The organism is Pseudomonas soli, from assembly GCF_021283165.2.
GTDB lineage: Bacteria > Pseudomonadota > Gammaproteobacteria > Pseudomonadales > Pseudomonadaceae > Aquipseudomonas > Aquipseudomonas soli.
Genome location: NZ_CP128543.1, coordinates 873,505 through 895,978 on the forward strand (window position 1 = coordinate 873,505; position 22,474 = coordinate 895,978).

The 22,474-nt window shown below is 65.2% G+C and carries 23 protein-coding genes and 2 pseudogenes; 15 read left to right on the forward strand and 10 right to left on the reverse strand.

All coding sequences use genetic code 11. The features are described from left to right. Window positions 1-55 precede the first annotated feature (55 nt). Window positions 56-679: a PilZ domain-containing protein gene (locus LU688_RS03935; protein WP_038707362.1), complete on the reverse strand. Its 624-nt coding sequence runs from the start codon at window positions 677-679 to the stop codon at window positions 56-58. Between the two features lie 184 nt (window positions 680-863). Here LU688_RS03935 and LU688_RS03940 point away from each other — a divergent pair, with 184 nt between their 5' ends. Next, window positions 864-1,319, forward strand: a complete 456-nt coding sequence (locus LU688_RS03940; RefSeq protein WP_038707363.1) for a flavodoxin — start codon at window positions 864-866, stop codon at window positions 1,317-1,319. Between the two features lie 37 nt (window positions 1,320-1,356). Here LU688_RS03940 and LU688_RS03945 read toward each other — a convergent pair whose 3' ends face one another. Then, window positions 1,357-2,244, reverse strand: a complete 888-nt coding sequence (locus tag LU688_RS03945) for a LysR family transcriptional regulator (protein ID WP_094010277.1) — start codon at window positions 2,242-2,244, stop codon at window positions 1,357-1,359. Between the two features lie 102 nt (window positions 2,245-2,346). On the opposite strand from LU688_RS03945, the gene LU688_RS03950 reads away from it, so the two are divergent. The 4 genes from LU688_RS03950 to LU688_RS03965 all read left to right on the forward strand — a co-directional run bounded on the left by LU688_RS03950 (window position 2,347) and on the right by LU688_RS03965 (window position 5,519). Continuing rightward, window positions 2,347-2,733, forward strand: coding sequence for a CidA/LrgA family protein (locus LU688_RS03950; RefSeq protein WP_094010276.1), 387 nt, complete (start codon window positions 2,347-2,349; stop codon window positions 2,731-2,733). Then, window positions 2,723-3,409 carry an LrgB family protein gene (locus LU688_RS03955; RefSeq protein ID WP_094010275.1) on the forward strand — a complete coding sequence of 229 codons (687 nt, stop codon included), beginning with the start codon at window positions 2,723-2,725 and terminating at the stop codon, window positions 3,407-3,409. Before LU688_RS03950 ends, LU688_RS03955 begins: the two co-directional genes overlap by 11 nt. A 173-nt stretch (window positions 3,410-3,582) precedes the next feature. Continuing rightward, window positions 3,583-4,488 (forward strand): alpha/beta fold hydrolase, encoded by a 906-nt coding sequence (locus LU688_RS03960; protein WP_094010274.1) that lies wholly within the window; start codon window positions 3,583-3,585, stop codon window positions 4,486-4,488. A 116-nt stretch (window positions 4,489-4,604) separates the two neighbouring features. Then, window positions 4,605-5,519 carry an SDR family oxidoreductase gene (locus LU688_RS03965; RefSeq protein ID WP_038707367.1) on the forward strand — a complete coding sequence of 305 codons (915 nt, stop codon included), beginning with the start codon at window positions 4,605-4,607 and terminating at the stop codon, window positions 5,517-5,519. 287 nt (window positions 5,520-5,806) lie between these two features. Here the strand turns inward: LU688_RS03965 and LU688_RS03970 are convergent, their stop codons facing one another. Next, window positions 5,807-6,586, reverse strand: coding sequence for an IclR family transcriptional regulator (locus LU688_RS03970; RefSeq protein WP_094010273.1), 780 nt, complete (start codon window positions 6,584-6,586; stop codon window positions 5,807-5,809). A 190-nt stretch (window positions 6,587-6,776) separates the two neighbouring features. Here LU688_RS03970 and hmgA point away from each other — a divergent pair, with 190 nt between their 5' ends. The 4 genes from hmgA to LU688_RS03990 are packed head-to-tail and all read left to right on the forward strand — an operon-like array spanning window position 6,777 to window position 11,418. Beyond that, a complete protein-coding gene (gene hmgA, locus LU688_RS03975) occupies window positions 6,777-8,078 on the forward strand; it encodes a homogentisate 1,2-dioxygenase (RefSeq protein WP_094010272.1) in 1,302 nt (433 codons plus the stop codon). Between the two features lie 3 nt (window positions 8,079-8,081). Further along, entirely contained in the window at window positions 8,082-9,374 is a 1,293-nt protein-coding gene (gene fahA / locus LU688_RS03980) for a fumarylacetoacetase (protein WP_046857087.1), read from the forward strand. Window positions 9,375-9,387: 13 nt separating this feature from the next. Continuing rightward, complete coding sequence (gene maiA, locus LU688_RS03985; RefSeq protein ID WP_094010271.1) at window positions 9,388-10,017, forward strand: maleylacetoacetate isomerase; 630 nt, start codon at window positions 9,388-9,390, stop codon at window positions 10,015-10,017. Window positions 10,018-10,068: 51 nt separating this feature from the next. Further along, window positions 10,069-11,418 (forward strand): MFS transporter, encoded by a 1,350-nt coding sequence (locus LU688_RS03990; protein WP_038707371.1) that lies wholly within the window; start codon window positions 10,069-10,071, stop codon window positions 11,416-11,418. Here the strand turns inward: LU688_RS03990 and LU688_RS03995 are convergent. Next, window positions 11,407-12,213, reverse strand: a complete 807-nt coding sequence (locus LU688_RS03995) for a SirB1 family protein (RefSeq protein WP_094010270.1) — start codon at window positions 12,211-12,213, stop codon at window positions 11,407-11,409. The genes LU688_RS03990 and LU688_RS03995 overlap by 12 nt on opposite strands. Before the next feature lie 123 nt (window positions 12,214-12,336). Here LU688_RS03995 and LU688_RS04000 point away from each other — a divergent pair, with 123 nt between their 5' ends. Further along, window positions 12,337-13,356 (forward strand): Leu/Phe/Val dehydrogenase, encoded by a 1,020-nt coding sequence (locus LU688_RS04000; protein WP_094010269.1) that lies wholly within the window; start codon window positions 12,337-12,339, stop codon window positions 13,354-13,356. A gap of 78 nt (window positions 13,357-13,434) precedes the next feature. Here LU688_RS04000 and LU688_RS04005 read toward each other — a convergent pair whose 3' ends face one another. Further along, window positions 13,435-13,698: a YebG family protein gene (locus LU688_RS04005; RefSeq protein ID WP_023631474.1), complete on the reverse strand. Its 264-nt coding sequence runs from the start codon at window positions 13,696-13,698 to the stop codon at window positions 13,435-13,437. A gap of 218 nt (window positions 13,699-13,916) precedes the next feature. Here LU688_RS04005 and LU688_RS04010 point away from each other — a divergent pair, with 218 nt between their 5' ends. Further along, entirely contained in the window at window positions 13,917-14,387 is a 471-nt protein-coding gene (locus LU688_RS04010) for a phosphate-starvation-inducible protein PsiE (RefSeq protein WP_031315617.1), read from the forward strand. 3 nt (window positions 14,388-14,390) lie between these two features. On the opposite strand, the gene LU688_RS04015 is transcribed toward LU688_RS04010, so the two are convergent. Both LU688_RS04015 and LU688_RS04020 read right to left on the reverse strand, forming a co-directional pair. Continuing rightward, complete coding sequence (locus LU688_RS04015; RefSeq protein WP_094010268.1) at window positions 14,391-14,690, reverse strand: DUF3509 domain-containing protein; 300 nt, start codon at window positions 14,688-14,690, stop codon at window positions 14,391-14,393. Window positions 14,691-14,819: 129 nt separating this feature from the next. Continuing rightward, the gene (locus LU688_RS04020) at window positions 14,820-15,167 is read right to left on the reverse strand and encodes an HPF/RaiA family ribosome-associated protein (RefSeq protein ID WP_023630676.1); all 348 of its coding nucleotides are present in this window, start codon (window positions 15,165-15,167) and stop codon (window positions 14,820-14,822) included. Window positions 15,168-15,418: 251 nt separating this feature from the next. Between LU688_RS04020 and LU688_RS04025 the strand changes: the two genes are divergently transcribed. Next, entirely contained in the window at window positions 15,419-16,522 is a 1,104-nt protein-coding gene (locus LU688_RS04025) for an NADH:flavin oxidoreductase (protein ID WP_094010267.1), read from the forward strand. On the opposite strand, the gene LU688_RS04030 is transcribed toward LU688_RS04025, so the two are convergent. After that, window positions 16,491-17,702 carry a glycosyltransferase family 4 protein gene (locus LU688_RS04030; RefSeq protein ID WP_094010266.1) on the reverse strand — a complete coding sequence of 404 codons (1,212 nt, stop codon included), beginning with the start codon at window positions 17,700-17,702 and terminating at the stop codon, window positions 16,491-16,493. The two genes, LU688_RS04025 and LU688_RS04030, sit on opposite strands and share 32 nt — an antisense overlap. Before the next feature lie 269 nt (window positions 17,703-17,971). Here LU688_RS04030 and LU688_RS27855 point away from each other — a divergent pair. Then, a pseudogene (locus LU688_RS27855) lies at window positions 17,972-18,604 on the forward strand (PAS domain-containing protein); the annotation flags it as partial. Window positions 18,605-18,778: 174 nt separating this feature from the next. After that, window positions 18,779-19,198: pseudogene (locus LU688_RS27860) on the forward strand (methyl-accepting chemotaxis protein); the annotation flags it as partial. Window positions 19,199-19,275: 77 nt separating this feature from the next. Here the strand turns inward: LU688_RS27860 and cysZ are convergent. Next, window positions 19,276-20,004, reverse strand: a complete 729-nt coding sequence (gene cysZ, locus LU688_RS04040) for a sulfate transporter CysZ (RefSeq protein ID WP_038707376.1) — start codon at window positions 20,002-20,004, stop codon at window positions 19,276-19,278. A gap of 327 nt (window positions 20,005-20,331) precedes the next feature. Here cysZ and trxB point away from each other — a divergent pair, with 327 nt between their 5' ends. Further along, the gene (trxB, locus tag LU688_RS04045) at window positions 20,332-21,294 is read left to right on the forward strand and encodes a thioredoxin-disulfide reductase (protein ID WP_038707377.1); all 963 of its coding nucleotides are present in this window, start codon (window positions 20,332-20,334) and stop codon (window positions 21,292-21,294) included. 107 nt (window positions 21,295-21,401) lie between these two features. Here trxB and nadC read toward each other — a convergent pair whose 3' ends face one another. Continuing rightward, on the reverse strand, window positions 21,402-22,250 hold the full coding sequence (gene nadC, locus LU688_RS04050) for a carboxylating nicotinate-nucleotide diphosphorylase (RefSeq protein ID WP_094010265.1): 849 nt from the start codon (window positions 22,248-22,250) through the stop codon (window positions 21,402-21,404). Between the last annotated feature and the right edge of the window lie 224 nt (window positions 22,251-22,474).

The following is a 22,474-nucleotide window of genomic DNA, read 5'->3' on the forward strand; positions in this document are numbered from 1 at the left end:
GCACGGATTATCGCCGATCAATCATGACCGGTCAGTTTCAATGGCTGGACGGTCGTCAGAAGGTGTTGGGTGCCTGGGCGTGCAGCTCGGGGTGGGCCTTGCGGTGGGCCTGGAGGATATATTCGCGCAGGCGCTCGACCTCTTCGGCCGGAGTGTGGGTCAGGTCGTAGGCGGCGAGGCGCGGGGTGATGCGCCGGCGCAGTGCGCCGTGCAGGCCGATCGGCGGGATGTCCTCGGCGGCGAAGCGCAGGTTGAATTGCGCAGGGGCTTCAGCCCCACCGCGCACTTCCAGCAGCACACCCTTGAAGGAAATGTCGCGTACCCACAGGTCGCTGGCCTGGCCGTGATCGTCCAGCAGCGCGGTCGGCTGCTGCAGCGAAAGGCGCCATGGCCGCAGCATGGGGCCGTCCTCGTAGATGTCCGGCGAGCCCAGTTGCAGGTGCAAGGCGTGGAACTCATCCTCGACCAGTTGCAGGGGGAAGCTCAGCTGCTGATTATTGAAGCTGGCTTGCAGCGTCACCTGCTCGTTGGCCACCAAGCGGGTGAGCAGGTCCTTGAGATGACGGTCGCCATTGACCAGCAGGCTCGACATGGGGTCAGCCAGGTTCAATTGGGGCGAATGCTGCATGTCCTGGATGAAGTCCAGTTCGTCCTGGGAGAGTAGGGCGTCTGCTTGCATGGTCTGACTCGAAGGGGCAATCGGTAACGGCGATTTTGTTCACGGCGGTGGACAGTGGCTAGTCCGTTTCGTTCCGGGCATTCGTCGGATAATTCTCAAGCTAGTGACTTTAGGCGGGGCGGCCTTTTGCCACTGTCGAGTGCTAGTATCCTACGTTTTCACTCAGTTTCGGAATCCTCACCCGATGAAAGTCGCCATTATTTCCGGTTCGGTGTACGGCACCGCCGACGAAGTCGCCCGCCACGCCGAGTCGTTGCTCACGGCCGCCGGCCTTGAAGCCTGGCACGCGGCCCGCGCCACCCTGCAGGACATCGAGGGCTTTGGTCCCGACGCGTTGCTGGCGGTGACCTCGACCACCGGCATGGGCGAGCTGCCCGACAGCCTGATGCCGCTGTACAGCACGATCCGCGATGTGCTGCCGGCGGCCTGGCGCGGCTTGCCAGGGGCGGTGATCGGCCTGGGCGACTCCAGCTACGGCGATACCTACTGCGGCGGTGGCGAGCAGATGCGTGAGTTGTTTGCCGAGCTGGGGGTGAACGAAGTGCTGCCGATGCTGCGACTCGATGCCAGTGAGACCGTGACACCCGAGGCCGATGCCGAGCCGTGGCTGGCGGAGTTTGCGGCTGTGCTGAAAGGCTGATGTTGCCTGGACCGGCCCCGCGATAGGGCCGGTCGCCTCAATGCATGGCTGAGTCTTCACGCAACAATGCCAGCCACGCCTGCGCCGCCCGTGACAGATACGCCCCGCGCCGCCAGATGAAGGCGATATCCCAACGCAGGTACTCCGGCGCCCGCAACGGCAAGCGCACCACCCCGGGCCGTTCCAGCGCCCGTGCGACGATCGCCGGCAGCAGCACCACGCCTTGCCCGGCCGCCACCAATGCGGCAAGAAAGTCTGCCTGGCCGCTACGCCCACCCTCCTTGGGCGTGAAGCCTTCCTGCTGGCAGGCGCTGAGCAATCGATCGTTGAGCACGAAACTGCGCTGGTACAGCAGAAACGGCGTGTCGGCCAGCTGTGCCAGGGCGACGTCGACCTGCCCGGCCAGCGGATGGCCGGCGGGCAGCAAGGCCTCCAGTGGCTCATTGCAGAACGGCTGGTAGTCGAACGCCGGGTCGCTCGGGGTGAGGCTACCGCCCAACTCCAGCTCGCCACTCTTGACGGCTTGCTCGACCATGCGGCTGCCACCTTCGAGCAGTTGGATCGAGATATTCGGATGGCGCCGCCGGTACTCGGCGAACAATCCGGCGAACAGCGCATCACTGCCCAGCAGCGGCAGGCCCAGGCGCAATTCGCCGCGGGCCATCTGGCTGAGGTCGTCCAGTTCGCTCAGCAGTTCCTGGCGCTGGCGCAGTAGCGCCTCGCCGCGCTCCAGGACGATGCGCCCGGCGGCAGTCAGCAGCAGCTGTGAGCCCTGGCGTTCCAGCAGCGGCTGGCCGATGTCCTGTTCCAGCTGGGCGACCTGCTTGCTCACCGCCGACTGGCTGATGTGCAGGGTACCCGCCGCCTGGGTGAAGCCGCCTTTGTGGACGACTTCGATGAAACTGCGCAGCTGTTTGAATTCCATGTATGCCGAATTCCGTTTTGGAATGGCTGTTAGTCTAACAATTCGCTTCTGGCCTAGGGGGCCGACTTTTACAATGGGCTCGTTGTCGAGGAACTCCCGCCCATGAATCCTGCATTATTGAAAAAGACCTTGCGCCTGCTCGCCGAGCTGACAGTGTTGCTGGCGCTGTTCCTGATCGGTGGCCAGCTGGCCGCCTGGCTTGGCTGGCCGATTCCTGGTGGCGTAATGGGCCTGGCGCTACTGCTGGCACTGTTCGCCACCGGCCTGCTCAAACCGGCCACGTTGCAATTGGCTGCCGGCTGGCTGATGGCCGAGATGCTGCTGTTCTTCATTCCCGCGCTGATGAGCCTGCTGGACTACGGCAGCCTGCTGCGCAGCGAGGGCTGGCGCATCCTGCTGGTGATTGCGCTGAGTACCCTGCTGGTGATGGTGGTCACCGCGGTCACCGTCGAGATGGTGTGCCGTTGGAGGCTGCGCCATGAGCCTTGAACCCATGCCGCTGTTCTGGCTGGCCCTGACCCTTGGCGCCTACCTGGGCAGCCGCTGGCTGTACCGGCGCAGCGGACGCTACCTGCTGTCGCCGCTGATCCTGGTGCCGGCCTTGCTGCTGGCGGTGGCCGTGCCGCTGCACACCGCCTACACCGAGTACGCCCGCAACACGCATTGGCTGATGGGCGTCCTCGGCCCGGTCACCGTCGCGTTCGCGGTGCCGATCTGGCAACAACGGGCACTGCTGGCGCGGCACTGGCCGGCGCTGCTGGTCGGCATGCTCGCCGGCAGCGTGGCTTCCATCGGCAGCTCCTGGGCGCTGGCGCACCTGCTCGCGCTGGACGATGCGGTCAGCCTGTCGTTGCTGCCACGCTCGATCACCACACCGTTCGCCATGCCCGTGGCCCAGGACCTGGGCGGCGTGCCGGAGCTGACGGCGGTGTTTGTGATGTTTACCGGGGTGCTCGGGGCGATGTTCGGCGGCATTCTCCTGCGTTGGCTGCCCTTGCGCACACCGCTGGCACGGGGCGCTCTGTTCGGGGTTGGCGCCCATGGCGCGGGGGTGAGCCGCGCCCAGGAAGTAGGGCGCGAGGAAGGCTCCGTGGCTGGCCTGGTCATGGTCCTGACCGGGCTGCTCAACCTCTTGGCCGCGCCGTTGCTGGTGATGCTGGTCTGACCGTTCGTGCCACTGACTCGCACGGTCATCAGGCTGGCTGCCAAGGCGACTTATCACCTTCGTATAGGCCTCTAGACTGAGCCTCGACATAGAGAGCACATGTATGTGCCGAGGTGACATGCAATGAACGCAGCCTTGCCCTCTTCCGACACTTATCCACCGGGACGACCGTGATGCCACTGGCCGAAATTCCATTGTGCGTCTGGCGCACCCGGAGCCAGGGTTTCACTTTCCGGGGCCAGAGCATCCGCTACTGGACGGCAGGGCAAGGAGAGCCCCTGCTATTGCTTCACGGTTTCCCCACGGCCAGCTGGGATTGGCACTACCTGTGGGCACCCCTTACCCAGCGTTTTCGCGTGGTGGCCTGCGACATGCTTGGCTTCGGCGATTCGGCCAAGCCTGCGGACCACGACTACAGCCTGCTCGAGCAGGCCGACCTGCAGCAGGCCTTGCTGGCGCACCTGCATATCGACCAGCCGGTGCACCTGCTGGCCCACGACTACGGCGGCAGCGTTGCCCAGGAGCTGCTGGCCCGGCACCACGAACAGCGGCTCCAGGTGGCCAGTTGCGTGTTCCTCAACAGCGGGCTGTTCCCCGAGAGCTGCCGGGTGCTGCTGGTCCAGAAGCTGCTGCTCAGCCGCCTGGGCTGGCTGGTCGGGCGCTCGTTCGGACGCGATGACCTGGTGCGCAACGTCACCCAGGTCTATGGCCCGTGCACGCATCCCAGCGAGAGCGCCCTGGATGACTACTGGAGCCTGATCGTTTCCAACCGTGGCCCACGGATCCTGCATAAACTGGTCAGCTTCCTGCCGGAGCGCCGGGCCCAGCGCGAACGCTGGGTCGCCGCGCTGCAGCGCCCCGGCGTGCCGCTGCGCTTCATCAATGGCGCGGTCGATCCTTTGTCTGGCGCGCACATGGTCGAGCGCTACCGCGAACTAGTACCGCAGCCGGACACCGTGGTGCTGCAGGGCATCGGCCATTATCCGCACACCGAGGCGCCGGTGCAGGTGCTGCGCCATTACCTGGCGTTTCGTGAACAGCCGCTGAGCTATATCCCACTGAAGGTTGCCTGGTCCTGACTGGGCGATCATCGCCGGTCGTTATAAAGCGGCATTCGCCACGGTGCGCTTGATTGCCCGGCCCAGGCGGCTGGCGGAGACTGCGTTGCATCCCTTCATTGCCAGGAGCCTTGAGCATGAGCGAGCCGGTACGTCTGCAGGATCGAGTGGTGATCGTCACGGGGGCCGGCGGTGGCCTGGGCCGGGCCCATGCGCTGTTGTTCGCCGCGCGCGGCGCTCACGTGGTGGTCAACGACCTGGGTGGGTCGACACATGGTGAAGGCGCCAACACCTCGGCGGCCGACCGCGTGGTGGAGGAGATCCGCGCCGCGGGCGGTTCGGCGATCGCCAACCATGACTCGGTCACCGATGGCGCGCGCATCGTCGAGCAGGCCCTGGATACCTTCGGCCGGGTCGATGTGCTGGTAAACAACGCCGGCATCCTGCGCGACAAGACCTTCCACAAGATGGAAGACGGCGACTGGGAGCTGGTCTACCGCGTGCATGTCGAAGGTGCCTACAAGGTCACCCACGCCGCCTGGCCGCACCTGCGGGCGCAGAACTGGGGGCGGGTGATCTTCACTTCGTCCACTTCGGGCATCTACGGCAATTTCGGCCAGGCCAACTACGGCATGGCCAAGCTCGGCCTCTACGGGCTGACCCGTACCTTGGCCATCGAGGGCCGCAAGCACGGCATCCTGGTCAACGCCATCGCCCCGACCGGTGGCACGCGCATGACCGAGGGGCTGATCCCGCCGCAGGTGTTCGAGCGTCTGCAGCCCGAGCTGATCAGCCCGTTGGTGGTGTATCTGGGCAGCGAGCAGTGCCAGGACAGCGGCGAGCTGTTCGAGGTGGGCGGCGGCTGGGTGGGCAAGGTGCGCTGGGAGCGTAGTCAGGGCGTGGGCTTCGATCCGCGTGAAGGGTTCACCCCCGAGCAGGTGGCGGACAACTGGGCGCGGATCGGTGATTTCGAAGGCGCGCAGCACCCGCAGGACAGCTTGCAGGCGTTGCAGCAGATGATGGCGAACCTGCAGAAGTATCCGTTGGGTTGATTGGCGCCGACCTTGCAATTCTTGCAGAAATAAAAAAGGCCGCTGCAATCGCAGCGGCCAATCGAGACGTTAGATCAAGGAGCTTCAAAATCAACGTCGGTGAACCTGGGCGGGCGCGAAAAGCAGGGGGGAGAGCCCTTCGTGCCGGCCAGTGAGATCAGAATAAGCGCATGATCCCGTGGGAAAAATACCCGCTTATGACATTCACCTTTACGTTTCGAGCAAAAGTGCGAGGCGGACTATAGGCCGCTCTCGCAGGAAAAGTCCGTAATGCTTTGTAAGCCCTTTTACTGATCCGCGCCGTATCCCATTCGCCAGCTGGTGGCCTGGGTGGCGGCGAGCAGGCGCCGGGCGGCCGGGCCATGCTCGTCGGCGTGGAAGATCGAGGTCGGGCCGACCACGGTCATCACTGCGGCGACCTGGCCCATGGCGTTGAACACCGGCGCGGACAGCGCGTCCACCCCTGGCATGAGCAATCCGTGCACATGGTGCAGGCCGCGCTGGCGGATCTGTTCGAGCAAGGCGGCATAGTCGTCCGCCGTCTGGCCGAGCGCTGCCAGTTCCCGGTCGCGCAGCTCCACGGTCTCGCGCTCGGGCAGGTGCGCGGCGAACACCAGTCCGGTGGAGGAGCTGAGCAACGGCAGCACCGAGCCGATCTGGGTCACCACCGTCACCGCCCGCACCGCAGGCTCGATGCTCACCACGGTCGCCCCCTGGTTACCCCACACGGCGATGAAGCAGCTTTCGTTCAACTCGTCGCGCAATTGCGACAGTGGCAGCGCCGCCACCTTCAGCACATCGATGCTACCCAGGGCCGCCATGCCCACCCGCAACGCCTCGCGCCCCAGCCCGTAGTGGTTGGTGGCCGGGTCCTGTTCGGCGAAGCCGCTGGCGATCAGCGCCTGCAGGTAGCGGTGCACCTTGCTCGCCGGCATGTCGACATGTTCGGCCAGGCGCGACAGCGAGGTAGAGGGGGAAAGTTCGGCCAGGGCCTTGAGGATGTCGGTGCCGACTTCCGCCGAGCGGACCTTCTGTTTGCCGTTGTCGGTGCTGCTGGCTTTGGCCATGGGGGACTTCTATGCAGATTTCATGGGGTGGCGCCTTTATAGCTTGACGCCTGCGCGCGGGCAAATTACGTTATTCGTAATCTGATTACGATAAAAACAATGCAGACGCGCTGCCGCCCTTGGTGCCGGTTTCAGGATCGGGCTCCGCAGCCAGCTGCCCGAAACGGCTCCCTGTAGCCCGGAGGCACCGATGACCCGCGACACATCCCCTGAACTCCAGTACCTGAGCGGCTTCGGCAACGAATTCGCCAGCGAAGCCCTGCCCGGCGCCCTGCCGGTCGGGCAGAACTCGCCGCAGAAGGCTCCCTATGGCCTGTACGCCGAGCTGCTGTCGGGCACCGCGTTCACCATGACCCGCAGCGAACTGCGCCGTACCTGGCTGTACCGCATTCGCCCCTCGGCCCTGCACCCGCGCTTCGAGCGCCTGGAGCGCCAGCCGCTGACCGGGCCGTTGGGAGGCGTCAATCCCAACCGCCTGCGTTGGAGCCCGCAACCGATCCCGTCCGAACCGACCGACTTCATCGACGGCTGGCTGCCAATGGTGGCCAACTCGGCATCGGAAAAACCGGCCGGCGTGAGTATTTACATCTACCGCGCCAACCGTTCCATGGAGCGGGTGTTCTTCAACGCCGACGGCGAGTTGCTGCTGGTGCCCGAGCAAGGCCGCCTGCGCATCGCCACCGAACTGGGCGTGCTTGAGGTCGAGCCGCTGGAGATTGCGGTGATCCCGCGTGGCATGAAGTTCCGGGTCGAACTGCTCGATGCCCAGGCCCGGGGCTACATTGCCGAGAACCACGGCGCGCCGCTGCGCATCCCTGACCTTGGCCCGATCGGCAGCAATGGCCTGGCCAACCCGCGTGACTTCCTTGCCCCGGTTGCCCATTACGAAGAGAGCACCGGCCCTATGCAGCTGGTGCAGAAGTTCCTCGGCGAACATTGGGCCTGCGAGCTGCAGCACTCGCCCCTGGACGTGGTCGCCTGGCACGGCAGCAACGTGCCGTACAAATACGACCTGCGCCGCTTCAACACCATCGGCACGGTCAGCTTCGACCACCCCGATCCGTCGATCTTCACCGTGCTGACCTCGCCTACCAGCGTGCATGGCATGGCCAACATGGACTTCGTGATCTTCCCGCCGCGCTGGATGGTGGCCGAGAACACCTTCCGTCCACCATGGTTCCACCGCAACCTGATGAACGAGTTCATGGGCCTGATCCAGGGCGCCTACGATGCCAAGGCCGAAGGCTTCCTGCCCGGCGGCGCTTCGCTGCACGGGGTGATGAGCGCCCACGGCCCCGACGCCGAGACCTGCGACAAGGCCATCTCGGTGGACCTGGCGCCGCACAAGATCGACAACACCATGGCCTTCATGTTCGAGACCAGCCAGGTGCTGCGCCCGAGCCGCCAGGCCCTCGAAAGCCCGCAGTTGCAGGCCGACTACGATAGTTGCTGGGCCACCTTGCCGAGCACCTTCAACCCGAACCGGAGATAACCGATGAACCACACCGCCATTGCCCGTAGCTGGGTCGAGCACGCCAACGGGCACCGCGACTTCCCGTTGCAGAACCTGCCCTTGGGCATCTTCAGCCGCCCAGGGCAGGCGCCACGTTGCGGCGTGGCCATCGGCGACGCGATCCTCGACCTCGAGGCCGTGCTGGCCGCCGGGTTGTTCGAGGGGGCGGCCAAGGCTGCCGTCGAAGCCACCGTCGGTGGTGCGCTGAATGACTTCTTCGCCCTTGGCCGCGAGGCCCGTGTCGCCTTGCGCGAGCGCCTGCTGGCACTGCTGGGCGAGGGCAGCGAGCACCAGGCGGCCCTGAAGGCCGCGCTGTACCCGGCTGATGAATGCCAGCTGCACCTGCCGGCGAAGATCGGTGACTACACCGACTTCTACGTCGGCATCGAGCACGCCAAGAACGTCGGCAAGCTGTTCCGCCCGGACAATCCGCTGCTGCCCAACTACAAGCATGTGCCGATCGGCTACCACGGCCGCGCCTCGACCATCCGCCCGTCCGGCACCGACGTACGCCGCCCCAAGGGCCAGACCCTGCCGGCGGGCCAGACCGAGCCGAGCTTCGGCCCTTGCGCGCGCCTGGACTACGAGCTGGAACTGGGCATCTGGATTGGCCAGGGCAATGACATGGGCCAGCCGATCCCGATCGGTGACGCCGCCGAACACGTGGCCGGCTTCTGCCTGCTCAACGACTGGTCGGCGCGCGACATCCAGGCCTGGGAATACCAGCCGCTGGGCCCGTTCCTGTCCAAGAGCTTCATCACCACGGTGTCGCCGTGGGTGGTCACCGCCGAAGCCCTGGAGCCGTTCCGCTGCGCCCAACCAGCCCGTCCGGAGGGTGACCCGCAGCCGCTGTCGTACCTGCTGGACAAGCGCGACCAAGCCGCCGGCGCCTTCGACATCGAACTGGAAGTGCTGCTGCTGACCGAACGCATGCGCGAGCAGAACCTGCCGGCGCATCGCCTCACCTTGAGCAGCACCCGCAGCATGTACTGGACCGTGGCACAGATGGTCGCCCACCACAGCGTCAACGGCTGCCAGCTGCAACCGGGCGACCTGTTCGGCTCGGGCACCCTGTCGGGCGCGGCGCCAGGCTCGTTCGGCAGCCTGCTGGAGATCACCGAAGGCGGCAAGCACCCGGTGGAACTGGCCAGTGGCGAAGTGCGCAAGTTCCTCGAGGACGGCGACGAGATCATCCTGCGCGCCCGTTGCGTGCGCGATGGCGTGGCCAGCATCGGCTTCGGCGAATGCCGTGGCACCATCGTCGCGGCCGGCTGAGGAGGGCAGGGCGATGCAACTGTTCAGCTACTACCGCTCCACATCTTCGTATCGGGTGCGCATCGCCCTGGCGCTCAAGGGCCTGGAATACCAGGCCGAGCCTGTGAACCTGCTCAAGGGCGAGCAGCGCGGCACGGACTACCTGGCGCTCAATCCGCAAGGGCGGGTGCCGGCCCTGCGTACTGACGCTGGCGAGTTGCTGGTGCAGTCGCCGGCGATCATCGAATACCTGGAGGAAGCCTTCCCGCAAACGCCACTGCTGCCCCGTGAGCCCGAAGCCCGGGCCAGGGTGCGTGGCGTGGCGGCGATCATCGGTTGCGATATCCACCCGTTGCACAACGTCAGCGTGCTCAACCAGCTGCGTCATTTGGGGCACGACGAGGCCCAGGTCAACCAGTGGATCGGTCACTGGATCAGCCAGGGGCTGGCGGCGGTGGAGCAACTGATCGGCGATGACGGCTTCTGCTTCGGGGCGACGCCGGGCCTGGCCGACGTCTACCTGATCCCGCAGCTGTACGCGGCCGAACGTTTCAACATCGACCTTGGTGGTTACCCGCGCATTCGCCGGGTGGCCGCCCTGGCCGAGCAGCACCCGGCCTTCCAGCAGGCCCACCCGGCGAGGCAGCCCGACACGCCCGACTGATCGCCACCGCCCGCACCTGCACTCATAACAACAAAAGACAGGGACCTTGCGATGCACAACCAGATAGCCAGCTTTCGCGCGGCGCTAGACGCGCGCCCGGTGTCACCCTACCAGTGGCGCCTGCTGCTGCTGTTGATCCTGCTGTTGGTCACCGATGGTTATGACGCCCAGGTGCTGGGCTATGTGATCCCCGCGCTGGCCCAGGACTGGGGCCTGGAAAAGGCCGCTTTCGGGCCGGTGTTCAGCGCCAACCTGCTGGGGCTGACGGTCGGTTCGCTGGCGGTCACGCCACTGGCCGACCGCTTCGGCGTGCGCCGGGTGCTGCTGTGCTGCGTGCTGCTGTACGCCAGCCTGACTCTGCTGATGGTGTTCGCCACTTCCCTCGACAGCCTGATGCTGGCGCGCTTTCTCTGCGGTATCGGCATGGGCGGCGCGATGCCCAGCGCCATGGCGCTGATGGCCGACTACGCGCCGCCCCGACTGCGCACCTTGATGGTCACCCTGGCGGCCTGCGGTTTCTCGCTGGGTGGCGCTGCGGGGGGCTTCGTCGCCGCAGGCTTCATCGATCATTACGGCTGGCAGGCGGTGTTCCTCGCCGGCGGCGTGGCGCCCTTGCTGCTGTTCCCGTTCCTGGCGCTGTTCCTGCCCGAGTCACTGCCGCGCCTGCTGCGCGACGCCCCGCCCTATGCACGGTTGCAGCGGGTCACCGCTCGCCTGCTGCCGGGCTGGCAGGTACCGGCGGCGCGCATCGCCACCGACGAGCCGGCGGACAGCAAGCTCACCGTGGTGGCGCTGTTTCGCGAGGGGTTCGCCCGGCCCACGCTGCTGCTGTGGAGCACCTTCTTTGTCAGCCTGATCCTGTTGTACTTCATGATCAGCTGGCTGCCGTCGCTGCTGCAGGAAAGCGGGCTGGCGCTGAACCAGGCCAACCTGGTGACTTCGCTGTTCCTGTTCGCCGGCACCTTCGGCGCGGTGTGCCTGGCCTGGTGCGCCGACCGCATGGCCAACAAGGCCCATTTGTTGGCGGGCGTGCTTTTGGGGGCAGCGCTGTTCAGCGTGCTGGTCGGCATTAACCATGATGATCCGCGCTGGCTGGTGCCCAGTGTGTTCGCCGCCGGGTTCTGCATCATTGGCGGGCAGTTGACGCTCAATGCCTTCGTCAGCAACTTCTACCCGGCCCAGGTGCGCGCCACCGGTACCGGCTGGGCCTTGGGTGTCGGGCGCTTCGGCTCGATCCTCGGACCTTTGCTTGGCAGTCTGCTGCTGACCTTGCACATGCCTGTGGAGCAGATCTTCTTCTTCTGCGCCGTGCCGGCGCTGCTCGGCGCGCTGCTGATCAGCCGGGTACGCGCACCGCAGCAGCGCGAAGCGACGGTGAAGGGCGAGGCTTTAGTGGATTGAGCGTCTGCCGTTGGGCAACTGGCCAAGGCGTTCCGTGAGTTTCAGGCGCTGCACCGGGTCGTCGGTCAGCAGCAGTGCGTGCTCCAGGTCGAAGCGCTCTGCCTGGGGGCAGTCCAGGTGTTGGTACAACGTGGCCCGCGCCAGGTAGTCGCCGACCTGCACCGGGCCCAGTTGCATGACCCGCTCGGCGTCGATAAGCGCCGCGAGGTCGTTGTCGTTGCTGATATGCAACTGGCGAAGGTTGCGCGACAGGCGCTGGAGCATCTGCATCGGCGAGGCGCTGCGCAGGTGCTCGGCGGTCAGCGGCAGCTGTGGGCCGAACTGGCGGGCGAGCAGCTCGCGGCAGTCGTTGGGGTACAGGCGCCGGCCGCCGCAAGGGTCGAGCAGGTGGTCGGCACCGGGCACGCGCAGCAGGAAGTGGCCGGGAAAGTTCACGCCCTCCAGGGGAATCGACAGGCGGCGGGCCAGCTCCAGAGCAAGGATCGCCAGCAGCAGAGGTTGGCCACGCCGGCGTTGCAGCACTTTGTCCATCAAGGCCACGTGTGGACGCAACGGGTGGTACTCGTCCTGCTGGTAGCCCAGTGCGTTGAGCTGACGCAGCAAAGGCTGGGCCAGTTCGTTGACCGGCAGCATCGGCAGGCTGGTGCTGACTTCGCGTTGCAGCTCGTGCAGCCTGGCCAGGCTGGCCGCGGGCTCGACAGTGCGGTCATGCTCGGCAGCGATCCACAGCGAGGCTTCCAGCAGGGCGACCGGCTCGCGTTCCAGGCAGGCCAGGCAGGCTTGGCGTGGGTTCATGGGGCTTCTCCATCACGCTTAACTTGTAGCCCTGGCGCGGCTTTTCGTCCAGTGGTCCGCCCGCGCGGTGTGCGGCCTTGACCTGTTTATACTGGTAGGAGCACCTCTCGGGGGAGCCCGTCGATGTTCGCGCTCATGCAAAGCACCCGCACCCAGTCACTGCACCTGTTCATCGACCCGCCCACGGGTTTGAAGGCCGTGGTGGCGATTCACAGCGAACAACTCGGCCCGGCCATGGGCGGCTGTCGCTACTTGCCCTATGCCGACGACGAGAGCGCCATGACCGATGCCATCCGCCTGGCCCAGGGCATGAGCTACAAGGCGGCCTTGGCTGGCCTGCCGATGGGCGGCGGCAAGGCGGTGATCGTGCGCAATCCGCATGTGGAAAACCGTGCAGCGTTGTTCGAAGCGTTCGGGCGCTTCGTCGACACGCTTCAGGGGCGTTTCATCACCGCCGTGGACAGCGGCACCTCGACCCTCGACATGGACTGCATTGCCCAGGCCACCCCCTACGTCACCAGTACCACCGCCTCGGGCGATCCTTCGCCCCATGCGGCGCTGGGCGTGTTCGCCGGCATCCGCGCCACCTCGATGGCAAGGCTTGGCAGTGACAACCTGGAGGGGCTGCGAGTGGCGGTGCAAGGGTTGGGCAACGTCGGCTATGCGCTGGCCGAGCAACTCCATGCGGCGGGTGCCGAATTGCTGGTCAGCGACCTGGATGCAGGCAAGGTGCGGCTGGCCGTGGAGCAGCTAAATGCCCACCCGGTGGCCCATGAGGCCTTGCTCAGCACGCCGTGCGACATCTTTGCGCCGTGTGGCGTCGGGCCGGTGTTGAACGGGCAGAGCGTGATGCAACTGCGTTGCGCGGCAGTGGCGGGGTCGGCGAACAACCAGTTGACCACGCTGCAGGTGGCCGACCAGTTGGAGAGCCGGGGCATCCTGTATGCGCCGGATTATGTGATCAATGCCGGTGGGTTGATCTATGTGGCGCTTACCCATCGGGGCGAAGGGCTGGGGACCATTACCGCACACCTGGCGCGGATACCGTCGCGGCTGACCGAAGTGTTCGCCCATGCCCAGGCGGAGAAGCGTTCTCCGGCACGGGTGGCGCAGATGCTGGCGGAAAGATTGCTGTACGGCTGAAAGCCATTTCGCGGGGCAAGCCCGCTCCCACGAGATTTTCCATGGATGCGGGCCTTGCGGGCTTGCCCCGCGATGGCGTCATTCTACCGCGCCGCCTTCAAGCAGCTCCGCCAGCGCATCGGGCTGGCTCTTGAATGCCCGGGCGAACACATCGCGGTTCTTGGCCATGTAGATGCCGGCTTCCTCTACCTGCTGCTCGCTCATCGAAGGCACCGCCTTGTGCAGTACCTCGGCCAGGCGTTCGGCCAGCTCGAGCATCTTGTCGTGACGGTCTGCTTCGGCCTTATCCATGAACAAGCGCTCCGGGTCGCGGCTGCTGCGGTACACCACTTCGACGGCCATTCATCACCTCTGTGCCTTTTTGCTGATTGGGTTGCGGACAACTGTATTTTTATACAGTACATCGCCAGGCCATCACCCTGCAACTGCAATGATGGCCAGGCAAACTGAAAATCAGCGTAGCCCACAGGTGCCCTGCGGCAATCGACCGCCTTCCAAGACAGGAGCCATGGCCCTTTAACTGCATGGCACCAGACCTTCAGTATCAGGAATCGAACATCGTGAACATCAAATGGGCAGAAAAGCTGCGCAAGGGCCTGCACGGCTCCGCCGACTCGCTGGGCAACCTGTGTGTGGAGGCCTTCCACTACCTGGCGCTGTTCGGTATAGGCGCGATCACCGCCTATGCGGCGGTGGTGACCTTCCTGGACATGCTGGGCAAGGGCGGGGTGAGCGTCGATGACATCCTGCTGCTGTTCATCTACCTGGAGCTGGGGGCGATGGTGGGGATCTACTTCAAGACCAACCACATGCCGATCCGCTTCCTGCTCTACGTGGCGATCACCGCGCTCACGCGCCTGCTGATCGGCGACGTCTCGCACCACAAGGCGCCGGATGTCGGGCTGCTGTACGTGTGCGGTGGCATCCTGCTGCTGGCCTTCGCCATCCTGGTGGTGCGCTACGCCTCGTACCGCTACCCGTCGACCAAGGCGCTGGATGCCAGTGGCAAGGAAGTGGACGAGGGCAAATAGCCCTCAGTTGGCCAGGCCGGCGGCAGGGAAGCGGCGCTCGCCGTGCGCGGGGCGGGTCAGCGCGGCAAGCACTTCCAGCGGGTTCTGCCCCAGCTCGATGGCCAGGCCCAGGCGGATGCTGTCGATGACCCGCTGCAGGCGTACCGGGTCGTTGCGCTGGGCCTGGCTGATCAGGCGCTTGGCAACCACGCCACTGTCGTCGGAGAGGGTCAGCATGATGCTGCCGTCCAGGCGCTCGATGCTCAGGTTGACCCGGTACTCCGGGGCGAAGGCGGCGCTGATCTGATCAAAGGGATTGTTCATGGTCGGGGTCTGCAGTGAATGATTGCAGAAGTTGACCGGGCTCGGCCAAGGTTGGTTCAGGCCCGCTGATCGGCGAACAACGAAAACGCCCGGCGCAAGGCCGGGCGTTCTTGTCTGACCCGTTGCCGGTCAGGCGTCTGGGTCACTCAGTTCCAGGGCGCCGCGCTTGCTGCGCAACTTGCCGTAGAAGTGTTCCAGGGCGTGATTCAGTTTGCTGGCGGCGCCATCGACGGCATGTTCCAGCGAAGTGGCGGTGTGGGTCACGGAAATCGGCTGGTGACCCTTCGGGCGAGCCTCCATCTGGCAGCGTTTGTCGTGGGGACCGGGCTTGGCGCCGTTTTCGTCACGCAGGTGGACTTCAATGCGGGTGAGGTCGTCCTCGTAACGTTCGAGGCTGCTTTGCAGGGTACTGCGGACCCATTGGTCGAGACGGATGTTGCCTTCGATATGGTTGCTGCTGTTGACCTGGATTTGCATGATTCAATCCTTATTCAGCTTGCTCGCGAGAGGCGCGCCTAGGCCACTGAGGGCGTTGGTTTTCCTGCGCCTCTTGACTCTAAAGTCAGGCAAGCGCCGGACGAATTCAAGCCCTTTCTGAAAATAAATTTCCTGTTGCAATTCGCTCCGCTCACAACGATGACGGCCGATCACTGCAATCAATAATGCTGGGCCATCCGCCAGGCGACCCCTAAGCTCAGGCGCATTTCCTCACCCGTCGGGAGCGCCGCATGTCCAGCAACCCTCTGTTCCAGCCCTTTACCCTCGGCACCCTCGATCTGCCGACCCGTGTGGTCATGGCACCGATGACTCGTACCTTCTGCCCCGGTGGCGTACCCCATGACGCAGTGGTCGACTATTACCGTCGCCGCGCCGCCGCCGGTGTCGGGTTGGTCATCACCGAGGGCACCACGGTCGGGCACAAGGCCGCCAATGGCTACCCCAATGTGCCGCGCTTCCATGGCGAAGATGCCCTGGCCGGTTGGAAGCGTGTGGTCGACGCGGTCCATGCCGAAGGCGGGCGCATCGTGCCGCAATTGTGGCACGTGGGCAGTGTGCGCCGACTGGGCACCGAGCCGGATGCCGACGTGCCGGGTTATGGCCCGAGCGGCAAGGAGAAGGATGGCCAGGTACTGGTCCAGGAGATGAGCCACGACGACATTCGCGAGGTGATCGCCGCCTTCGCCCAGGCCGCGCGAGATGCCCAGGCCATCGGCATGGACGGTGTGGAAATCCACGGCGCCCACGGTTACCTGATCGACCAGTTCTTTTGGGAGGCCAGCAACCGTCGCGACGACGAATACGGCGGTGACCTGGCCGGACGCTCGCGTTTCGCCATCGAGCTTATCCAGGCCGTGCGCGCAGCCGTCGGCCCGGACTTCCCAATCATCCTGCGCTTTTCGCAGTGGAAGCAGCAGGACTACAACGCACGCCTGGTACAGACCCCGGAGGCACTGGCGGCATTCCTCAGCCCCTTGTGCGAAGCGGGTGTGGATATCTTCCACTGCTCTACCCGGCGCTTCTGGGAGCCGGAATTCGAGGGCAGCGAGCTGAACCTGGCCGGTTGGACCCGCCAGCTCACCGGCAAGCCGACCATCACCGTGGGCAGTGTCGGCCTGGATGGCGAGTTCCTGCAGTTCATGGTCGCAACCGACAAGGTGGCCAAGCCGGCCAGCCTCGAAGGCTTGCTGCAACGCTTGCAGGACCAGGAGTTCGACCTGGTGGCCGTGGGACGCGCCTTGCTGGTGGATGCCGAATGGGCGCGCAAGGTTCGCGAGGGACGTGAGGCTGATGTGCTGCCGTTCAGCCGTGAGGCGCTGACGACCCTGGCTTGATCACCAGGGGCGGCGACTGTTCGCGGGTAGCCTGCAACCCGCGGCAGGCATCGTACAGGTAACCCTCGAACTGCTCGATGATCGCCGGCCAGCCCTGGCGGCTGGCATGCTGGCGAGCATTGAGGCGCACCCGGCGCAGGGTTTCGCTTTCCTCCAGCAACCAGCAGGCGGCGTCGATGAACGCCGCCTGATCACCCGGCATGGCCAGTGCGCCGCTGTGGCCGTGACGGATGTGCTGGGCGGCCGCGGCTTCATCGTAGGCGACCACGGCAAGACCCGAGGCGAGCGCCTCGAGCACCACGTTGCCAAAGGTCTCGGTCAGGCTCGGGAACAGGAACAGGTCGCCGCTGGCATAGTGCTCGGCCAGCACCTCGCCGCGCTGCGCACCGCAGAACACCGCGTCGGGCAGCAGTTGTTCGAGCTGGCCGCGCAGTGGGCCATCGCCGACGATCACCAGGCGCAGCCGCCGGTGCGGGTAGGCCCTGCGCAGGGCTTCCATGCAGGGGCGCAGCAAGGCCAGGTTCTTCTCCGCGGCCAGGCGCCCGACGTGCAGCACAGCCAGGTCATCCACGGCCAGCCCCCACTGCTCGCGCAGGGCCTGGCTGCGCCTTGCCGGGTTGAACAGGCCGGCATCGACCCCGCGGGCCATCAGGCCAAGGCGTTCGAAGCCGCGGCGTTGCAGTTCCAGGCGCTGGCTGATGCTGGGCACCAGGGTGATGGCGGTACGCCGATGGAACCAGCGCAGGTAGTGGGTCAGCAGCCGCGACAGCAGCCCCAGGCCATACTGCCCAGAATACTGCGCAAAGTTGGTATGAAAGCCACTGACCACCGCCACGCCCAGGCGCCGGGCGGCGCGCAGGGCGCTCAGGCCCAAGGGACCTTCGGTGGCGATGTACAGCACGTCCGGACGCTGCCGACGCCAGCGGCGCCAAAGCTTGTGCATCGACACTTCGCCCCACTGCAGGCCGGGGTAGCCGGGCAATGGCCAGCCGCGGCACAGCAGCAGTTCGTCGTCGTTGCCCGATGCGCTGTCGGCAGCCTGTCGCGGGCGGATCAGTTCGACCTGATGCCCGCGCTGGCGCAGCCCCTCGCTGAGGCGGCCGAGGGTGTTGGCCACGCCATTGATCTCGGGTGGGAAGGTTTCGCTGACCAGGGTGATGCGCAAGGACGGTGTGTTCATGGCAAAAAGTGTCCGACGCCCCCATTGCGGTCATATGACGTCTTTGTGACGTGCGGATGACGCCTGATTTCCGGCAGTTCCATCCGTTTGAATATTTCCTTGCAACGCACTCAAGAACTCTCGGGACGCAGCCGATGCAGATGCATTCGACTACGGGAATACGCTCCGGGAGAGCGGCCATGTTCAACAGCAAACTGAAGAAAGAAATCCAGCAACTGCGCGAAGAACTGATGTCCATCGAGCAGGTCAAGAACAGCCTCGACAGCGAGATGCTGGTGCTCCAGCTCGACCCGCAGGGGCGCATCGAGTCGGTCAATGGCAACTTCGAGGCCGAAATGGGCTACCGCGCCGAGCAGCTCATCGGGCGCAACATCGAGGAGATCGTCCCGGCCCATGTGAAGAAGCTCGATTTCTATCAGCGCATGAAGCACGCCATCACCCGGGGCGAGCACCTCAACGGCGCCTTCCGCCTGCTGCGTGGCAACGGCGAAGAGGCCTGGCTGCGCTCGATCCTGCAACCGGTCAAGGACAGCGACGGGCGCATCAAATACTTCTCCCTGCATTCCAGCGACCTGACCCGCACCATCGAGACGTCTCGCGAGCATGAGAGCCTGATCAAGGCCCTGATGCGCTCCACCGCGGTGATCGAGTTCAACCTCGAAGGCCAGGTGCTGACCGCCAACGACCGCTTCCTGCAGACCATGGGCTACACCCTCGAACAGATCCGCGGCAAGTCGCACCGCATGTTCTGCGAGCCGGAAGAAGCCAATTCAGCGGGCTACCAGGAGTTCTGGAACAGGCTGCGCCGCGGCGAATTCGTTGCCGAGCGCTTCAAGCGCATCGATGCCCATGGCCGCGTGGTGTGGCTGGAGGCCTCGTACAACCCGATCATCGACGCCCACGACGTGCTCTACAAAGTGGTCAAGTTCGCCACCGTGATCACCGACCAGGTCAACCAGGAACTGGCCGTGGCCCAGGCCGCCGACATCGCCTACACCACCTCGCTGGAAACCGACGACAGCGCGCGCAAGGCCACCGACGTGGTGACCCAGACCGTCGAGGTGATGCGTGGGCTGGAAGGCTCGATGCAGGACGCCGCCGAGGGTATCCAGGCGCTGGACAAGCAGTCGAAGGTGATCGGCGCGATCATCAAGACCATCAGCGACATCGCCGGGCAGACCAACCTGCTGGCGCTCAACGCCGCCATCGAAGCCGCCCGCGCCGGCGAACAGGGCCGTGGTTTCGCCGTGGTCGCCGACGAAGTGCGCCAACTGGCCTCGCGCACCAGCAGCGCCACCGAGGAAATCGCCAAGGTGGTGCAGCAGAACGAACAGCTGGCCCAGGCCGCGGTGGACATCATCGACACCAGCAAGCGCCAGGCCGAGCAGGGCCTGGCCTTGGCCGCCGATACCGGCGGGGTGATCGTCGAGATCCAGGAAGGAGCGAAGAAGGTGGTGGATGCGGTGGGGCAGTTTTCCAGCCAGTTGAACCACTGACCGAACTCAAGCCATCGCGGGGCAAGCGCGCTCCTACAGATCTAGTGGGAGCGGGCTTGCCCCGCGATGGCGTTCATTCAGCCGCGTTCACGTACCCAGAACAACGTTGCCCCGGCCACCGCCGCCGGCATCATCAGCACGTTGACCCCCGGAATCATCAGCGCCAGGTAGGTGATCCCGCCAAAGCCCATCGATTGCCAGCGCTTGGCGCGCAGCCAGGCGAGCATGTCCTGCCAGCTCATCTTGTTGTTGTCCGCCGGGTAGTCGATGTACTGGATGGCCATCATCCAGATACCGAACACCAGCCACAGCGGCGCGGCGATCACGTTCACCACCGGGATGAACGACAGGATGAACAGGCCGATGGCCCGTGGCAGGAAGTAGCCAAGCTTGCGCATCTCGCGGCTGAGGGTGCGTGGCACCATGGCCACCAGCTCGCCCCAGCTAAAGGGTGGGAAGTTGTCCTGGCCGCGCACCACCACTTCGACCTTTTCCGCCAGGAAGCCGTTGAACGGCGCGGCGATAATGTTGGCCAGCAGGGTGAAGGTGAAGAACACCATCAACAGCACCAGGGCGACGAACAGCGGCCACAGGATGTAGGTGAGAAAACCCAGCCAGTCGGGCAGGGTGGGCATCAGCGCATCGACCCACAGGCTGAACTGGTGGCCGGCAAAGTAGATCAGGCCGCCGAACAGCAGCAGGTTGACCGCCAGGGGCAACAGCACGAACAGGCGCAGGCTGGGGCTCAGGACCAGTTTCAGGCCTTCGCGCAGGTACTGCGGGCCGGACAGGACGGGGGCTTGCATCGGAATGCTCCGCTTGAGGAAAACGCGCTGACCTTACCGAGTTTGGCGCGCCGACGAAAGGCACCGCGCCTTCGGGAAACGGCGTGTAACAAAGCGCTGGCATAATGCCTGTCGGTTTCCTCGGCGGATAGAGACTGTCTATAAGGTGGATTGTCGAAGGATATTTCCTTAATCTCTGCGGCCTCGCTACAGTGCGCTCAACTTTTTTGGTTTTGGACCAACGCGTTGTAGCCTTCCCCAAGTGCTGCGTGGGTCCCTTTTAATTCCAGCTGGCGCAACCGGCGCACCGACGCCGGCCCCGTGCGGCCCGCTCGACAGGAGTTCGACATGTCCGAAGTACGTCATTCGCGCGTCATCATTCTCGGTTCCGGCCCTGCCGGTTACAGCGCCGCGGTGTATGCCGCCCGCGCCAACCTCAAGCCGCTGCTGATCACCGGCATGCAGGCGGGCGGCCAGCTGACCACCACCACCGAAGTCGACAACTGGCCGGGCGACCCCCACGGCCTGACCGGCCCGGCCCTGATGCAGCGCATGCAGGAACACGCCGAGCGCTTCGAGACCGAGATCGTCTTCGACCACATCAACGCCGTCGACCTGGCCAACAAGCCGTTCACCCTGCGCGGTGACAGCGGCACCTACACCTGCGATGCGCTGATCATTGCCACTGGCGCCAGCGCCCGCTACCTGGGCCTGCCGTCGGAAGAAACCTTCATGGGCAAGGGCGTGTCGGCCTGCGCCACCTGCGACGGTTTCTTCTACCGCAACAAGCCGGTGGCGGTCGTCGGCGGCGGCAACACCGCCGTGGAAGAGGCGCTGTACCTGGCCAACATCGCCAGCAAGGTGACCCTGGTACACCGTCGCGACACCTTCCGCGCCGAGAAGATCCTGATCGACAAGCTGCACGCCCGTGTCGCCGAAGGCAAGATCGAACTCAAGCTCGACGCCACCCTGGACGAAGTGCTGGGTGACAACATGGGCGTGACCGGTGCGCGCCTGAAGAACAACGACGGCAGCTTCGACGAAATCAAGGTCGACGGTGTGTTCATCGCCATCGGCCACACCCCGAACACCTCGCTGTTCGAAGGCCAGCTGACCCTCAAGGACGGCTATCTGGTGGTCCACGGCGGCCGTGAAGGCAACGCCACCGCCACCAACGTCGAGGGCGTGTTCGCCGCCGGCGACGTGGCCGACCACGTCTACCGCCAGGCCATCACTTCCGCCGGTGCCGGCTGCATGGCGGCCCTGGACGTCGAGCGTTACCTGGACGGCCTGGCCAACGCCGCGCACTGATCCAGCCTTTGCGGGCCAGCCCGCTCCTGCACACAACGTGGGAGCGGGCTGGCCCGGCGATAAAAAAACCGGCCATCTGGCCGGTTTTTTTGTACCTGCGATTCAGCTCACAGACTGAGCCGCATCGACAGGTCCACCGCCTTCACATCCTTGGTCATCGCACCGATCGAGATGTAGTCCACACCGGTGTCGGCGATCACTCGCAGGGTGGTTTCGTTGACCCCGCCGCTGGCCTCAAGCTTGGCCTTGCCCGCGGTGATGCGTACCGCTTCGCGCATTTCATCCAGGCTCAGTTCGTCAAGCATGACGATATCGGCGCCCGCCACCAGCGCCTGGCGCAGCTCGTCCAGGCTTTCCACCTCGATCTCCACCGGCTTGCCCGGGGCGATGCGGTGCGCCGCCGCCACTGCCTCGGCCACGCCGCCACTGGCGGCGATGTGGTTTTCCTTGATCAGGAAGGCGTCATACAGGCCGATGCGGTGGTTGTGGCAGCCGCCGCAGGTAACCGCGTACTTCTGCGCCAGGCGCAGGCCCGGCAGGGTCTTTCGGGTATCGAGCAGGCGCACCTGGGTGCCCTCGACCAGGTCGGCCAGGAAGCGTGCGCGGGTTGCCACGCCCGAGAGCAGTTGCAGGAAATTCAATGCCGAGCGTTCACCACTGAGCAGCGAGCGCGCCGGGCCTTCGAGGTGGAACAGGGCCTGGTTGGCGGTGGCGCGCTCGCCATCGGCAACCTGCCAGTGCACCGCTACCCGCGGATCGAGTTGGCGGAAAACCGCATCGACCCATGCGGTGCCGGCGATCACGCAGTCCTCGCGGGTAATGATGGTCGCCTTGGCCAGGCGCTCGGCTGGGATCAGCTGGGCGGTGATGTCGCCGCTGCCGATGTCCTCGAGCAGCGCGCGGCGCACGTTGGCTTCGATTTCGGCGGTCAGGTCGGCGAGGCGTAGGTTCGGCATGGTCGGCTCCACAAGCTAGGTGCCGGCGATTATAGGGCAGGGGGGCGGCGTGTACAGCTGCCGTGCCGATGACCTTTGGTCAGGCGGTTTGAGCAATTGTGCAAATGCATTGTCCGTTGAGGCGTGCGAAAGGCGTGCTAGCAGCTGTCAGAATTTTCACCGATAATAGCGCCTTGTAATTGGCGTCATAGCTTTGACGACCACCCTTCCAATCGAACAACGCA

What these genes read in the sequence shown, in the direction of transcription:
- LU688_RS03935 (WP_038707362.1), bottom strand. Translation starts at nt 679, where the DNA reads ATGCAAGCAGACGCCCTACTCTCCCAGGACGAACTGGACTTCATCCAG.
- LU688_RS03940 (WP_038707363.1), top strand. Translation starts at nt 864, where the DNA reads ATGAAAGTCGCCATTATTTCCGGTTCGGTGTACGGCACCGCCGACGAA.
- LU688_RS03945 (WP_094010277.1), bottom strand. Translation starts at nt 2,244, where the DNA reads ATGGAATTCAAACAGCTGCGCAGTTTCATCGAAGTCGTCCACAAAGGC.
- LU688_RS03950 (WP_094010276.1), top strand. Translation starts at nt 2,347, where the DNA reads ATGAATCCTGCATTATTGAAAAAGACCTTGCGCCTGCTCGCCGAGCTG.
- LU688_RS03955 (WP_094010275.1), top strand. Translation starts at nt 2,723, where the DNA reads ATGAGCCTTGAACCCATGCCGCTGTTCTGGCTGGCCCTGACCCTTGGC.
- LU688_RS03960 (WP_094010274.1), top strand. Translation starts at nt 3,583, where the DNA reads ATGCCACTGGCCGAAATTCCATTGTGCGTCTGGCGCACCCGGAGCCAG.
- LU688_RS03965 (WP_038707367.1), top strand. Translation starts at nt 4,605, where the DNA reads ATGAGCGAGCCGGTACGTCTGCAGGATCGAGTGGTGATCGTCACGGGG.
- LU688_RS03970 (WP_094010273.1), bottom strand. Translation starts at nt 6,586, where the DNA reads ATGGCCAAAGCCAGCAGCACCGACAACGGCAAACAGAAGGTCCGCTCG.
- hmgA (WP_094010272.1), top strand. Translation starts at nt 6,777, where the DNA reads ATGACCCGCGACACATCCCCTGAACTCCAGTACCTGAGCGGCTTCGGC.
- fahA (WP_046857087.1), top strand. Translation starts at nt 8,082, where the DNA reads ATGAACCACACCGCCATTGCCCGTAGCTGGGTCGAGCACGCCAACGGG.
- maiA (WP_094010271.1), top strand. Translation starts at nt 9,388, where the DNA reads ATGCAACTGTTCAGCTACTACCGCTCCACATCTTCGTATCGGGTGCGC.
- LU688_RS03990 (WP_038707371.1), top strand. Translation starts at nt 10,069, where the DNA reads ATGCACAACCAGATAGCCAGCTTTCGCGCGGCGCTAGACGCGCGCCCG.
- LU688_RS03995 (WP_094010270.1), bottom strand. Translation starts at nt 12,213, where the DNA reads ATGAACCCACGCCAAGCCTGCCTGGCCTGCCTGGAACGCGAGCCGGTC.
- LU688_RS04000 (WP_094010269.1), top strand. Translation starts at nt 12,337, where the DNA reads ATGTTCGCGCTCATGCAAAGCACCCGCACCCAGTCACTGCACCTGTTC.
- LU688_RS04005 (WP_023631474.1), bottom strand. Translation starts at nt 13,698, where the DNA reads ATGGCCGTCGAAGTGGTGTACCGCAGCAGCCGCGACCCGGAGCGCTTG.
- LU688_RS04015 (WP_094010268.1), bottom strand. Translation starts at nt 14,690, where the DNA reads ATGAACAATCCCTTTGATCAGATCAGCGCCGCCTTCGCCCCGGAGTAC.
- LU688_RS04020 (WP_023630676.1), bottom strand. Translation starts at nt 15,167, where the DNA reads ATGCAAATCCAGGTCAACAGCAGCAACCATATCGAAGGCAACATCCGT.
- LU688_RS04025 (WP_094010267.1), top strand. Translation starts at nt 15,419, where the DNA reads ATGTCCAGCAACCCTCTGTTCCAGCCCTTTACCCTCGGCACCCTCGAT.
- LU688_RS04030 (WP_094010266.1), bottom strand. Translation starts at nt 17,702, where the DNA reads ATGAACACACCGTCCTTGCGCATCACCCTGGTCAGCGAAACCTTCCCA.
- cysZ (WP_038707376.1), bottom strand. Translation starts at nt 20,004, where the DNA reads ATGCAAGCCCCCGTCCTGTCCGGCCCGCAGTACCTGCGCGAAGGCCTG.
- trxB (WP_038707377.1), top strand. Translation starts at nt 20,332, where the DNA reads ATGTCCGAAGTACGTCATTCGCGCGTCATCATTCTCGGTTCCGGCCCT.
- nadC (WP_094010265.1), bottom strand. Translation starts at nt 22,250, where the DNA reads ATGCCGAACCTACGCCTCGCCGACCTGACCGCCGAAATCGAAGCCAAC.